This window comes from Pacificispira sp. HM-600 (assembly GCF_977993705.1).
Window position 1 is genome coordinate 2,994,523 of the sequence record NZ_OZ388079.1, and the last position, 14,046, is coordinate 3,008,568.

At 67.8% G+C, this 14,046-nt stretch carries 9 protein-coding genes; 6 read left to right on the top strand and 3 right to left on the bottom strand.

Annotation, left to right across the window (positions count from 1 at the left end; genetic code table 11):
- Nucleotides 1-33 precede the first annotated feature (33 nt).
- A complete protein-coding gene (locus tag ACXZ1E_RS14335; protein WP_458041129.1) occupies nucleotides 34-3,810 on the bottom strand; it encodes a multifunctional oxoglutarate decarboxylase/oxoglutarate dehydrogenase thiamine pyrophosphate-binding subunit/dihydrolipoyllysine-residue succinyltransferase subunit in 3,777 nt (1,258 codons plus the stop codon).
- 156 nt (nucleotides 3,811-3,966) lie between these two features.
- On the opposite strand from ACXZ1E_RS14335, the gene guaB1 reads away from it, so the two are divergent.
- Nucleotides 3,967-5,421: a GMP reductase gene (gene guaB1, locus ACXZ1E_RS14340; RefSeq protein ID WP_458041130.1), complete on the top strand. Its 1,455-nt coding sequence runs from the start codon at nucleotides 3,967-3,969 to the stop codon at nucleotides 5,419-5,421.
- 159 nt (nucleotides 5,422-5,580) lie between these two features.
- Here the strand turns inward: guaB1 and ACXZ1E_RS14345 are convergent, their stop codons facing one another.
- Entirely contained in the window at nucleotides 5,581-6,543 is a 963-nt protein-coding gene (locus ACXZ1E_RS14345) for a hypothetical protein (RefSeq protein WP_458041131.1), read from the bottom strand.
- Between the two features lie 453 nt (nucleotides 6,544-6,996).
- Between ACXZ1E_RS14345 and ACXZ1E_RS14350 the strand changes: the two genes are divergently transcribed.
- From ACXZ1E_RS14350 to ACXZ1E_RS14360, 3 genes are all read left to right on the top strand, one after another.
- Entirely contained in the window at nucleotides 6,997-8,412 is a 1,416-nt protein-coding gene (locus ACXZ1E_RS14350; RefSeq protein WP_458351976.1) for a hemolysin family protein, read from the top strand.
- Entirely contained in the window at nucleotides 8,409-9,455 is a 1,047-nt protein-coding gene (locus ACXZ1E_RS14355; RefSeq protein ID WP_458041132.1) for a hemolysin family protein, read from the top strand. Before ACXZ1E_RS14350 ends, ACXZ1E_RS14355 begins: the two co-directional genes overlap by 4 nt.
- A gap of 69 nt (nucleotides 9,456-9,524) precedes the next feature.
- Complete coding sequence (locus tag ACXZ1E_RS14360; protein WP_458041133.1) at nucleotides 9,525-10,616, top strand: epoxide hydrolase family protein; 1,092 nt, start codon at nucleotides 9,525-9,527, stop codon at nucleotides 10,614-10,616.
- A 36-nt stretch (nucleotides 10,617-10,652) separates the two neighbouring features.
- Here ACXZ1E_RS14360 and ACXZ1E_RS14365 read toward each other — a convergent pair whose 3' ends face one another.
- The gene (locus tag ACXZ1E_RS14365; RefSeq protein ID WP_458041134.1) at nucleotides 10,653-11,741 is read right to left on the bottom strand and encodes an NADH:flavin oxidoreductase/NADH oxidase; all 1,089 of its coding nucleotides are present in this window, start codon (nucleotides 11,739-11,741) and stop codon (nucleotides 10,653-10,655) included.
- Between the two features lie 41 nt (nucleotides 11,742-11,782).
- Here ACXZ1E_RS14365 and ACXZ1E_RS14370 point away from each other — a divergent pair, with 41 nt between their 5' ends.
- Both ACXZ1E_RS14370 and ACXZ1E_RS14375 read left to right on the top strand, forming a co-directional pair.
- Entirely contained in the window at nucleotides 11,783-12,709 is a 927-nt protein-coding gene (locus ACXZ1E_RS14370; protein WP_458041135.1) for an ADP-dependent NAD(P)H-hydrate dehydratase, read from the top strand.
- Between the two features lie 62 nt (nucleotides 12,710-12,771).
- Complete coding sequence (locus ACXZ1E_RS14375) at nucleotides 12,772-14,040, top strand: hypothetical protein (RefSeq protein ID WP_458041136.1); 1,269 nt, start codon at nucleotides 12,772-12,774, stop codon at nucleotides 14,038-14,040.
- Nucleotides 14,041-14,046 lie beyond the last annotated feature (6 nt).

Below are 14,046 nucleotides of genomic sequence, written 5' to 3' on the forward strand. Positions count from 1 at the left end.
GGGTAGCCCCCGGTCGGTGAGCGAGGCGAAGCGTCAGGCGAGAGGCGCCAGGGCCTTCTTCATCAGCTCGGCGTGCTCGATCGCGTGGACCTTCGGCGAACCCGTCGCGGGCGAGGCGGCGGCGCTGCGCGAAACGACGCTCATCGTGCGGCCCGTGAGGTGCTTGACGACCTCGAGCGCGATGAACGGCCACGCGCCCTGGTTCTCCGGCTCGTCTTGCACCCACACCAGCTCGGCACCCGGGTACTCGGCGATGACGGCGTTCAGCTCGTCGATCGGCGCCGGGTAGAACTGCTCCAGGCGCACGAGTGCTATTGACGGATCGGGGTTCTTATCGAGCTCGCCCCGCAGGTCCCAGTGCGTCTTGCCGGCGTGCAACAGGACCTTCTTGACCTGTGACTTGTCGATGCCGCGGTCATCATCGAGTACCGGTTCGAAACGGCCGCTCGTGAAGGCTTCTACCGGGCTCGTCGCGCCACGCAGACGCAACATGGCCTTCGGGGTGAAGACGATGAGCGGGCGGCGGGGACGCGCATAGGCCTGACGGCGAAGCAGGTGGAAGTACGAAGCGGGGGTCGATGGCCGGGCGACGGTCATGTTGTCCTGCGCGCACATCTGCAAGAAGCGCTCGATGCGGGCCGACGAGTGGTCGGGGCCTGCACCCTCGTACCCGTGCGGCAGCAGCAGCACGACGCTCGACTGCTGGCCCCACTTCTGATCGGCCGACGTGATGAACTCGTCGATCACGGACTGGGCGCCGTTGGCGAAGTCGCCGAACTGTCCCTCCCACAGCACGAGCGCATCGGGCCGCTCGACCGAATAGCCGTATTCGAAGCCCATCGTCGCGTACTCGCTGAGGAACGAGTCGTACACCCAGAAGCGCCCCTGGCGGTCGCTCAGGTTCGTCAGCGGGATCCATTCCTGACCGTTTGCGCGGTCGTGCAGCACGGCGTGCCGCGACACGAAGGTGCCGCGGCGGGAGTCCTGACCGGCGAGGCGCACGTTCGTGCCCTCGAGTAGCAGCGAACCGAAGGCGAGCAACTCCGAGAAGCCCCAGTCGATCGTGCCGTTGCGGCTCATGTCGTAGCGCTTGTCGAGCAGCTGCTGCAGCTTCGAGTGCACCGTGAAGCCCTCGGGCTTGTTCACGAACGCATCGCCGATCAGGTGCACGACGTCGGTCGCGACCCCGGTCGTCTCGATGTCGCCCCAGGTCAGTTCCTCGACCTCGGCGTCGGCATCCGTGATGACACCGTGCGAACCGGTCTCGGCGGCGTGCGTCTCGGCAAAGGCGATCTCGAGGCGATCCTGGAAGTCGCGCTTGGCTTCTTCGTACTCTTCCTCGGTGATGTCACCACGACCGACGAGAGACTCGGTGTACAGGCGGCGGACCGAACGCTTGGCCTCGATCAGGTTCGTCATGAGCGGCTGCGTCATCGACGGGTCATCGCCCTCGTTGTGACCGCGTCGCCGGTAGCAGACCAGGTCGATCACGACGTCGCGGTGGAACTCTTCGCGGTACTCGAACGCCAGCTGCGCGACGCGCGTCACGGCCTCCGGGTCATCGCCGTTGACGTGGAAGATCGGCGCCTGGATGGTCTTCGCGACATCCGTGGCGTACACCGACGAGCGCCCGTCCTGCGGGAGCGTGGTGAAGCCGACCTGGTTGTTGACGACGACGTGGATCGTTCCACCCGTGCGGTAGCCCCGCAACTGCGACATCTGGAGCGTCTCGACGACGACGCCCTGGCCTGCGAAGGCCGCGTCGCCGTGCACGAGGATCGACAGCCACGAGTACGTGCCGATCGCCTTCCTGTCCTGCTTGGCGCGGACGATGCCCTCGAGCACACCGTCGACCGTCTCGAGGTGTGACGGGTTCGCTGCGAGATAGATGGGGAGTTCGACCCCGTGGTCGTCGACGAACGTGCCCTCGGTGCCGAGGTGGTACTTCACGTCGCCCGAGCCGCGCTTGTTACCGAGCGCGACGCTGCCTTCGAACTCGCGGAAGACCTGACCGTAGGTCTTGCCCGCGATGTTGGTGAGCACGTTCAGGCGGCCGCGGTGAGCCATCCCGATTGCCGCTCCGTCGAGTCCCGCGCCGGCGGCACCCTGCAGGATCTCGTCGAGCAAAGGGATGAGGGACTCGCCGCCCTCCAGGCTGAAGCGCTTCTGGCCGACGTACTTGGTCTGCAGGAAGGTCTCGAAAGCCTCGGCCTCGTTGAGCTTCGACAGGATGCGCAGCTGCTCGTCGTGGTTCGGCTTGGTGTACTTGACCTCGACCTTCTGCTGGAACCAGCGCCGCTGGCCCGGGTCCTGGATGTGCATGTACTCCAGGCCGATCGTGCGGCAGTACGAGTCACGCAGGACACCGAGGATGTCTCGGAGCTTCGCCATCCGCTTGCCACCGAAACCGCCCGTGACGAACTCGCGGTCGAGGTCCCAGAACGTCAGCCCGTGCTCTTCGATCTCGAGGTCGGGGTGCGTGCGCTGCTCGTACTGCAGCGGGTCGATGTCGGCCATCAGGTGCCCGCGTACGCGGAACGAGTTGATCAGCTCCTGCACGCGGGCCTGCTTGTCGATCCGCTCGGCGATGTCGACATTGATGTCCGCCGCCCAGTGAATGGGTGCGTACGGGATGCGGAGGGCCGCGAAGATGTCGTCGTAGAAGTGGTGTTGGCCGGTGAGGCGCTCGTGCACCTTCTTCAGGAACTCGCCCGACCCGGCGCCCTGGATGACGCGGTGGTCGTAGGTACTCGTCAGCGTGATCGTCTTGCCGATCGCGAGCTCGTTGAGTGTCTTCTCGCTCGCACCCTGGAACTCGGCCGGGTATTCGAGCGCGCCCGCACCGACGATGCACCCCTGCCCGCGCATGAGCCGCGGAACCGAGTGCACGGTGCCGATGCCGCCGGGGTTCGTCAGCGACAGGGTCGTGCCCTGGAAGTCGGCGGCCGTGAGCTTGTTGCCGCGTGCTCGCGACACGATCTCTTCATAGGCGGAAAGGTACTCGTTGAACGACATCGACTCGGCGCGCTTGATACTCGGGACGAGCAGCGCCCGGGTGCCGTCGGGCTTCGGGATGTCGATCGCGATGCCCAGGTTGATGTGGGCGGGTGCCACGACCGACGGCTTGCCGTCGACCTCCGCGTAGAACACGTTCTGGCTCGGGAAGTCCTTCAACGCCTGGATGATCGCCCAGCCGATGAGGTGCGTGAAGCTGACCTTGCCGCCGCGGGTGCGGGACATGTGGTTGTTGATGACGATGCGGTTGTCGATCATCAGCTTCGCCGGGATCGTGCGGACGCTCGTGGCGGTCGGGACGGTCAGGGACTCGTCCATGTTCGCCGCGAGGGTCTTCGGCATGCCGCGGAGCGGCGTGATCGTGTCTTCCTCGAGAGGCTCGGGGGCCGGAGCCGCCTTGGGCTTCTCGGGCGCCTGCGCGGGGATCGGCTGCGGCGATGCCGGACGCGTCGTCGTGCGCGCAACCGGCTGCGCGCCGATAACAGGTATCGGTGCCGTCATGGGTCTCGGCTCGCTTTTCGGCTCGGATGCCGCGGGTTTTGCCGACTCCGCGGACGGGTTGTGCGGAGCGGCGCTCGATGCTGACGGGGCGGTGCTCGGCGCCGCGGGAGCGGTGGAGACATCCGGCGCGTCGTCGACATCGACCGGGTGGTACGCCTCCAGAGTCGGCCACCACGCCTTGTCGACGGAGTTCTTATCGACCTTGAACTGTTCGTAGAGCTCGTCGACGAGCCATTCGTTGGCCCCGAACTCTCCCTCGTTCGAAGTCCCGACGCCTGTGACCTGGCTCGACACGCTGGATCGCCCTCTTCCGTCAATGAAGGTAGCCGCGCAGCGCCTCTTCGTGGCCCACGCGCACGAACATCTAGGCTATCCCAGATCCGTTCAGCCCGTCGCGGAACAGGCCGTCGCACGAGCCACTCAGTGGGGGCGAGTGGCTAGCGTAGAGCTATGGAATTCTCGGGTGAGCGGCCAATGGTGGATCTGACCTATTCGGATGTCTTCCTGGTGCCACGGCACTCGGCCGTCACCAGTCGCCTGCAGGTCGAGCTGGCGCCGCACGATGGCACCCCGGCGACGATCCCGATCGTCTCGTCGAACATGAACTCGGTGACGGGCGCTCGCCTTGCCGCGACGCTCGCGCGCCGAGGCGGTCTGGGCGTGCTGCCCCAGGACATTCCGCTGCAGGAATTGGATGCCGCGATCCGCTGGGTCAAGCGTCAGCCGGTGCTGTGGGACACCGCGCTCGTGCTGCCGCCGGAAGCGACCGTCGCGTCGGCGCTGCGCATTCTGCCCGCAACGCCCGGCCACGGGATCGTGGTCGCTGACGGTGGCGAGAATGTGTCGGTAGCGGATATCGGAGGAATCGTTCCCGCGTCGCGGCTGGCCACCGCTCTACCGGACGCTCGGCTCGGAGACCTCGCGCGGGGAGACACGCCCTCGCTCGAGGCGGAGGACGTCGAGGATGCCCGCGCGGCTTTCGACACAATTGTCGCCGCGGGTGTCGAAGTGGTCTGCGTTCTCCGGCACGGTCGCCTGGTAGGCACTCTGAGCCGCCGGAGCGCCCTGCGCTCGACCCTCTATCGGCCGGCTGTCGACACATCGGGCCGTCTGGCTGTCGCGGCGGCCGTGGGCATCAACGGCGACGTCGCGGCCAAGGCGAAGGCGCTCGCGGCCGCCGGAGTCGACGTGCTCGTCGTGGACACGGCGCACGGACATCAGGACGGAATGCTCGCGGCCCTCCGGACGGTGGCCGAGCTCGGCCTCGACATCCCGATCGCGGCCGGCAACGTCGTCACGGCCGAGGGTGTGCACGACCTCGTGACAGCCGGCGCGTCGATTCTGAAAGTAGGTGTCGGGCCCGGTGCAATGTGCACCACGCGCATGATGACGGCGGTTGGGCGTCCGCAGTTCTCGGCTGTGCTCGAGACCGCCGAGGCCGCTCGCATCATGGGGGCGCACGTGTGGGCGGACGGGGGAGTGCGTTACCCGCGGGACGTTGCGCTCGCACTGGCGGCGGGGGCTGCATCCGTCATGATCGGCTCGTGGTTCGCCGGCACGATCGAGGCGCCGGGCGAGTTGCTCACGGATGCCGATGGGCGCGTCTTCAAGGAGTCGTGGGGGATGGCGTCGACGAAGGCCGTACACGACCGGTTCGGACGCCTCGACCCGTACGAGCTCGCGCGTAAGGAGCTCTTCGCGGAAGGCATCTCGTCGTCGAAGATCTACCTGGACCCGCTCCGTCCCGGACTCGAAGACCTGCTCGACATGATCACGTCGGGTGTGCGGTCGTCCTTCACCTACGCCGGCGCTGCGACGATCGCGGAGTTCCACGCCCGGGCCCTCGTCGGTCTGCAGTCCGCCGCGGGCTACGAAGAGGGCAAGGCACTCCCCGTCAGCTGGTGAGCTCGGACTTCCGCCCGTTCGTCGTGACGGGTCGCGCCTGTTCAACGCATCCGGTCACGCGATGGCGCCTGTTCGCGGCATCCGCGCCACCGATCAACGCAGCGGATGTCGCGAACTGTAGCCGTCGTGGTGTGAAACTCGTCGGGCCGGGGATACCCCTCACGGACGAGGCAGAGAACTGGGCAGTCCGTCCGTGGTCAAGATGTCGTACAGGCGTCGCGGGTGGTCGGCGTCGAAGGGCTCCCAGCGGCTGAACCCGCGCACCTCGCGGCGAATCTCGTTCTCGCGATTCTTCTCGTCGATCACGATCTCAGCGGGGTCGCGGTCCGCGCCGAAGTCCGGGCTGCGGTACTTGCCGCGCCCATCGAGCTCGGCCCAGTGGTCGTGGTTCGGAAAGTAAAAATCACCGAACACCAGACGCCCCGAGCGCAACACCCGCCGCTCCTGCAGCCGCGGTGTGGGGAACCCGAGCCGGGCGAGCAGGACGCGGCTCTGCGATTCCCTGACGTTCGCGGCCAGAGGACTGGCGAACGAGATCGCGCGGTAGGCGCGGGGGTTTCCCCGGTGCCGATGCCCCGCATCCCACAGCAGTTCGATCTCGGCGCGCGTGGTGAGTGCGCCGCCCTGGCGGTGCTGACGGATCGCCTGGTCAACGACCGCGACGCCGTCCACGAACGGAAGGATCCGCGTGAGATCGAGCGCGGTCTGTCGTGGGGACGTGATGCGATGCTGACCCCAGGCGACCGTTTCGGGTTCGGTCTCGCCGGGAGCGCGTGTGCGCCGACGGATGTTCCCGCTCGAGCGTCCGCCGGTGGTGCGCGGCACGGTCACGTCGATCAGATGCGGCCACGACCCGAGGACATCGATGCCGTGCAGCGCTGCGGCCGCGAAGTGCGAGAGGACGGCGGGTCCACGCATCCGCCGCGCGACCTCGTGCACTCGCGCGCGGTGCCGCACGAGCGGGGTCTGCGCGCGCCACTCAGATGTGCGCACGAAAGCACCCGGTGCCACTCGGGTCCATGCCCCGGCGGCGACGAGCTTTCGAAGCGTGCGGTCATCGAGTGGCTCGTCACGGTCTGCGCGTCGGATGATGTCCAAGGGGAGCGGTTGGGTATCTGTCACGACGCTGATCGTGCCGCTGCGAGGTACTCTCGGGCGACTCTTGCCCCGTTTCGGGGAGTGTTCCCGCGGGGCCCGATCGGGGGAGGAGCCGTCGCCCGTGTTGGCGCCCCGGCCGCGGATTCACCCGGATCCGTCCGGAGCCACACGATGGCGCCAGTTTGCGGCATCCGCTAAGTCGATCGGTGGCGCGGATGTCGGGAACTGGCGCCGTCGTGGGGTTCGGATGTCGCGGGCTGGCGCTGCCGTGGGCCGAAGTGAGCCGCTGTGGGCCGCCGTGACTCGAAGGGAGCCGAAGTGAGCCGAAGCCACCCGAAGCGACCGAAGCCGTCGGAAGGCCGTGGACTCAGCGAGAGCGAGTCCGCGGTCCTCGGGTAAACTCGACCCCACGATGGACGACCCCCCCAGTTGTAGACGCTCGCCCCACCGCCCGATCGAACCCGCGAGGGTCGACGCGTGACGTACGAGTTGGTCATGCTGGGGGTGGGGCTTCTGCTCATCGTGGGCACCGGCCTTTTCGTGGCCAGCGAGTTCGCCCTCGTCAATCTGGATCGCGCTGATCTCGAAGCGCGCCGCGAGCGCGGTGAGACCCGCCTGTCGTTGACGATCGGCGCCCTGAAGATCACGTCGACTCATCTATCGAGCGCGCAGTTGGGCATCACGCTCACGACGCTCCTCACGGGTTACACCATGGAGCCCGCGCTTTCGAGTCTGTTGCGCCCCGTGCTCACGGGATGGGGACTGCCCGAAGCGGCGGTCTCGCCGATCGCGGTCATCGTCGCCATCTCGGTCGCGACGATCTTCTCGATGATCCTCGGCGAGCTCGTGCCCAAGAACTTCGCTCTGGCCCTTCCGCGGCAGACCGCGAAGCTCGTGTTGCCGTTTCAGGTGGCATTCACCATGGTGTTCCGTCCCGCGATCGTGCTGCTGAACGGCTCGGCCAACGGCGTTCTGCGTGCCATCGGCATCGAACCCAAAGAAGAGTTATCCGGCGCCCGGACCGCTGAGGAACTCTCCTCGCTCGTCCGTCGTTCGGCGAGCGCCGGCCTCCTCGAGCAGGACACCGCGTCGCTCCTGAACCGCACCCTCCTCTTCGCGCGACTCACGGCCGACGACGTCATGACCCCTCGCCCGAGCATGCACGTCGTTGCGCGTGACGACTCCGCCGACGACGTCATCCAGCTCGCGCGTCGCACGGGCCACAGCCGCTTCCCCGTCATCGGCGACTCGCTGGACGACATCCTGGGCGTCGTGCATCTGAAGGCGGCCGTCAGCGTCCCGCGCGAGAAACGAGCGGATGTCCCGGCCGCTGCCCTCGCGACGGAACCCCTGCGCGTCCCCGAAACCGTCCACCTCGACGTTCTGATCGCCGAGCTTCGTGCCCGCGGCTACCAGCTCGCGATCGTCGTCGACGAGTACGGCGGAACAGCCGGTGTCGTTACCCTCGAGGACCTCGTCGAAGAGATCGTCGGCGAGGTGTCGGATGAGCACGACCGCAGCCGCGCGGGACTTGTCCGCGGCAAAGATTCGGTGACGTTCCCCGGCAACTGGCGACCGGACGAGCTGCAGGACCGCACGGGCATCCGCGTGCCCGAGGGTGAGGTCTACGACACGATCGGGGGATTCATCATGAGCCGCCTCGAGCGCATTCCCTCGACGGGTGACACGGTCGAGACGGATGCCGGTGTGCTCAGCGTTCAGCGGATGGACGGGCGACGCGTCGACCGCATCCGCTACACACCTCGCCCCAACGAGGCCGATGGTCTCGACAACGAGCCGTCGCAACTCACGGGAGCCGAGCGCATTTTGCGGGGCCGCGGGACTGAACCGAATCGTCGCGGCGCCGCGACGAGGAACGGGGGTGCCTCGTGAGCGATTGGGTAGGAATCGTCTGGTTGGTCGTCCTTCTGGCGTTCAACGCGTTCTTCGTCGGCGCCGAGTTCGCCGTCATCTCGGCTCGACGCTCGCAGATCGAGCCGCTCGCCGAGAAGGGTTCCCGCGCCGCGAAGACCGCGCTGTACGCGATGGAGCACGCGACGCTCATGCTCGCCACTTCGCAGCTCGGCATCACGATTTGTTCGCTGCTCATCCTGAACGTCTCGGAACCGGCGATCCACCACCTGCTCGCGGTGCCGTTCGGGCTGACCGGGCTGTCGGAAGCCGTCGTCGACGTCGTCGCATTCGTCGTCGCGCTGCTGATCGTGTCGTACTTGCACGTGGTTTTCGGGGAGATGATCCCCAAGAACCTCGCGTTCTCGATCCCCGACCGCGCCGTGCTCATCCTCGCCACGCCGCTCGTCTGGGTCTCCAAGGTGTTTCACCCCGTCATCGCAACCCTCAACTGGATCGCGAACGCGGTGCTGCGCCTGTTCCGCGTCGAGCCGAAGAACGAGGCCGCATCGACCTTCACCCTCGACGAGGTCGCGACGATCGTGAGTCAGTCGACCAGCGAGGGTGTTCTGGATGACTCGTCGGGTGCGCTCGCCGCGGCGATGGAGTTCACCGACAAGAAGGCGCGCGACATCGCGGTGCGCTTGGATCAGCTCGTAACCCTGCCCGAGACGACGACGCCGGCGCAGATCGAGCGTGCCGTCGCGGTGCACGGGTTCTCGCGCTACGTGATCGTTGATGCCGCGGGCGAGCCGGTGGGCTACGTGCATCTGAAAGACGTCCTGCGGTCGGCGGATGTCCCGGATGAGCGACTCGATAAACCCGTGCCCGCCAAGCGGATCCACCACATGGTTCCGGTGCAAGAGACGACGGACCTCGAGGACGCACTCGCGACCATGCGTCGCACGGGTCGCCACCTCGCGCGGGTGCGCGACCAGAGGGGCGAAACGACCGGTGTGCTGTTCCTCGAGGACATCATCGAAGAGCTCGTCGGAGAGGTGCGGGACGCGACACGTCGGCGTTGAGCGGCCCTCGTGGGTGCGCCGTTCGCGGTGGTACGAGTCGAGTCGGTGGCGGGGTCTAGCGTGGGCCGCATGACCCCGTTCCGTATTGACATCCCGCAGACCGTCCTGGATGACCTCGCCGATCGTCTGGCGCGCACCCGATGGCCGGATTCGGTCGCCGATGATGACTGGTCGTGGGGAACGGACCCGACGGCGTTGCGGACGCTCGTCGGTCGGTGGACGAACGGCTACGACTGGCGCGCAACCGAGGCGCGGTTGAACGCTCTCGAACACGTGCGGGTCGGAAGCCCCGCGGTGCACGCGATCCGTGCGGGAACGCCGGGAATGACCCCGCTTCTGCTCGTGCACGGGTGGCCCGACTCGTTCGTGCGGTTCGAAAAGGCGCTGCCGCTGCTCGCCGACAGGTTCGACATCGTCGTGCCGAGCATTCCCGGCTTCGGGTTCTCGGACCGACCGACGGAGCCGGGCTCGGGCGCCGCTCGCGTCGCGGACCTGCTGGCCGCCACGATGTCGGAGCTCGGCTTCGACCGCTACGTCGTGCACGGCGGTGACGTCGGCAGCACGATCGCGGAGACGATCGCGCACCGTCATGCGGATCATGTGATTGGAGTGCATCTCGGCGATGTGCCTTTCTGGCACCGATACACCCTCGATCCGGCATCTCTCGATGACGACGAGACGGCGTGGGCCGACTCGATGGCCGAGTGGAGCCAGAGAGAAGGTGCCTACGCGCTCTTGCAGCGCACAAAACCACAGACGCTCGCGTACGCCCTCACCGACTCACCGATCGCTCTCGCGGCGTGGTACCTCGAAAAGTTCCGTGCCTGGAGCGACAACGGCGGTGACGTTTTCAGCGTGTTCACCCCCGACGAGCTGTTGGATGACATCACTCTGTACTGGGTGACAGCTACCGCCGCCTCGGCGGCACGCTACTATCGCGACTCGGCGCTGCACCCGACGGGTACAACCGGTGCGGCGCCCGTTCCTGCCGGATTCGCGATCTTCCCGAAAGACATCAATCCGGCACCGCGTGTTTATGCCGAGAGATTCTTCGACGTGCGTCGGTGGACGAGGATGCCGCGCGGGGGCCATTTCGGACCGTGGGAGCAACCCGAGCTGTTCGCCCGCGAGCTGCGCGCGTTCGTCGACGACCTGGGGTGAACTCCGTTCGGGCTGGCCCGCCGGTCTGGCCTGGGGTCAGGCCGATCGCGCCGGGATGAGCGCCGCCCGGGCGTACTGCGCAGGCCAGAGGTCGACGCTCTCGCCGAGTTCGACCGCGGCGCGCAGTCCGAAGTGCGGGTCGCGAAGCCATTCCCGGGCCGCGAAGATCGCATCTGCGTCGCCCTGCTGCAGGATCTCTTCCGCCTGCGAACCCTCGGTGATCGAGCCGACTGCGCTCACGAGCAACCCGGTTTCGCGACGCACGTGCGCCGCGAGAGGAACCTGGTACCCGGGCCCCGTCACGATCTGCTGGTGCGCGACCAGTCCGCCGCTCGAGATGTCGAACAAGTCGGCGCCCGCCTCGGCGGCCCACACCGATACGGTCGCTGTTTCTTCGACGCCCCAGCCACCCTCGGTCGCATCCGTGCCCGAGAACCTCACGAACAGGGGCACCGCGTCGCCGACCTCAGCACGTACGGCGGCGACGATGCGGAGCAACAGGCGGGACCGATTCTCAAGGCTTCCGCCGTACTCGTCCGTGCGCTGGTTGCTGAGCGGCGAGAGGAACTCGTGCAGGAGGTACCCGTGAGCGGCGTGAATCTCGAGGATGTCGAACCCGGCCTCGATCGAACGACGCGCCGCCGAAACGAACCCGTCGACGATGGCTTCGATGCCGGCCGCATCCAGTTCGCGGGGTTCGGCGTATCCGCGGTAAGCGATGGCCGAGGGAGCGAAAGTCGTCCAGCCGCCCTCGTCGAGACCCACGCTGCCGTGCCCTCGGCCGGCGAACGGCCACCAGGTCGATGCCTTGCGGCCGGCGTGGGCGAGCTGAATACCCGCCACCGCCCCGCGGCCGTGGATCGACGCGACGATCGGGGCCCATGCATCCCGCTGCTCGTCCGTCCAGATGCCCGTGTCACGCGGCGAGATGCGACCCTCGGCCATGACGGCGGTCGCCTCCGCGACGATCAGGCCTGCGCCGCCGGACGCGAACTGAGCGAGATGAACGTGGTGCCAGTCGTTCGGCACGCCCTCTTCCGCGCTGTACATGCACATGGGGGCGACCCACAGCCGGTTCGCGATCTCGGTCGCGCGGATGGTCATGGGCTGGAACAGCAGGCTCACAGGGGCTCCTCGGAGAGATGGCGCGGCGGTAACGTGTGGGGATGTCGTATCCGTCGCCGTGGACTGCAGCCGAGACGGCCGCGCACCTGCAGAGGCCAACGGACAACGACGACAAGTATTCCCGCGGCGTCGTCGGAATGCGAACGGGCTCGGCCCGGTACCCGGGCGCGGCGGTGCTCGGGGTCGAGGCCGCATGGCGTGCGGGCGCCGGGATGGTGCGCTACATCGGACCGGACGCTGCGGCATCCATGGTCCTGGCGCGTCGTCCCGAGACCGTGCGTGGGTCGGGACGTGTTCAAGCGTGGGTGATCGGTTCGGGAATGCCGGTCGGCGACGCCGACGGTGACGCGGACGATGACGCCGACACGGAGGAGGGCGCGGGGTTCGCTGACATTCTGCACGGTGCGGAACCGGTCGTCGTCGACGCGGGGGCGCTCGGCTTCGCGGGCGCGACGGCGCCGCGCGTGCTGACCCCGCATCGGGGAGAACTCGCCCGCCTGCGGCGGAACCTCGGGCTCTCTCGCGAGTGGTCGGATGACGCATCCGCCGCGCGCGACACCGCGGCCGAGACAGGGGCAACGGTGCTGCTCAAGGGTGCGCGCACGTGGGTTGCGACACCGGGCGGATGGCTGGGGTTGGTCGAATCCGGGGCGCCCTGGCTGTCGACCGCGGGTACGGGCGACGTGCTGGCCGGTGTTGTGGGCGCACTCGTCGCGGCGCGCAGCTCGGCGGTGATCGCCGACCCCGAGATCCTCGGGCCGCTCGCAGCCTCCGCGGCGTGGCTGCATGGAGCTGCGGGCCGGATCGCCTCGGGGATGGGGCCCAGCGGCCGCGACCCGGAGCGCGACTCCGATCGCGACTCCGATCTCGACTCCGATCTCGATGGCAGGGCCGGGCGGGGACATCCGCTCGTCGCCCTGGAGGTGGCAGAGGCGATCCCGACGGTATGGGCACGACTCACGGCGTAACGCTTCGCGCATCCTCCAGGGGCGGGGCGGGAGAGCTCGGAACGCGCGCTTAGGATGAGCGGGTGTCGGGTGGGCTGTGGCGGGAGTGGATGAAGCACCGCACTGTCTTGTGGGTCGCCTTCGCCGTTGTGCATCTGAGTGTCGCGGTCCTCGGATGGGTGCTCCCGAACCAGCCCATGGGCGATGTCTACCTCGTGTACGAACCGTGGGCCGACGCCGCGGTCGATGGACGCGAGATCGTTGGTATCACGACTCCGTTCGTGTATCCGCAGCTCGCACTCGTGCCCATGATCCTCGCGCGTGCCCTGGCGTGGCTCGGCGGCTACATCATCGCGTGGTCGATCCTCGTGACGGCACTGAACGCGATCGCCTTCGCCCTGCTCATCGGACGCGCCCGGTCTCGCGCCCGCGTCTCTGCCGCCTGGTTCTGGCTGGCGTATGCGCTGCTGCTCGGCCCGATCGGGATGTATCGGATCGATGCCGTCACCGTGCCGTTGGCCGTTGCGGGTCTGCAGTGGCTCGCGGCCCGTCCGGCCGTGGCGACGGCGCTGCTGGCGGTCGGGACGTGGATCAAGATCTGGCCGGCCGCGCTCATCGCCGCGGCGGTCGTCGTCCTTCGTCGCCGGCTGACGGTGATCGGTTCCGCCGCGCTCGTCACCGCTCTCGTGCTCGTTGGGATCATCGTGCTCGGCGGATGGGCCCACGCCCTCGACTTCATCGACGAGCAGACCGGGCGTGGCTTGCAGCTCGAGGCGCCCGTCAGCACCTTCTACCTCTGGCAGGCCGTCGCGGGGGTTGCGGGCTCGTTCGCCTTCTATGACACCGACGTCCTGACCTACCAGGTGACGGGTCCCAGCGTCGATATCGTGATCGCCGTGATGACACCCCTGCTGGCGGTTGCGGTGGCGGGCATCGCCGGGCTGGGCGCATACAAGGTGTGGTGCGGCGCGTCATACGTGCGTCTGCTGCCGCCCCTTGCGCTCGCCTTGGTTCTCGTGTTGATCGTGTTCAACAAGGTCGGCTCGCCCCAGTTCCAGACCTGGCTGATCGCACCGCTCGTATTCTGGATCGTCTGGGATCGAACGCGCGCGACCACGGTGGCCGCGTTGTCGCTGGTCAGCGCCGCGTTGACGCAGGTCGTCTACCCGATCGTCTACGGCGGGGTGCTGAACACGCAGCCCGTGCCCGTCGCTCTGCTCACCGCCCGGAACATCATCACGATCGTTCTGCTTGTCATCATCGTTGCGGCGCTCGTTCGGGTGCCGACCCGCTCCGCGGCGACGATCAGCGCGCGCAAGCGCGACCCTCGCCGTTTCACGTCCGCTCGCTGATCCTCG

Excerpts from the sequence above, each read along its gene's own strand:
- guaB1 (WP_458041130.1), top strand. The coding sequence starts at position 3,967 with ATGGAATTCTCGGGTGAGCGGCCAATGGTGGATCTGACCTATTCGGAT.
- ACXZ1E_RS14360 (WP_458041133.1), top strand. The coding sequence starts at position 9,525 with ATGACCCCGTTCCGTATTGACATCCCGCAGACCGTCCTGGATGACCTC.
- ACXZ1E_RS14370 (WP_458041135.1), top strand. The coding sequence starts at position 11,783 with ATGTCGTATCCGTCGCCGTGGACTGCAGCCGAGACGGCCGCGCACCTG.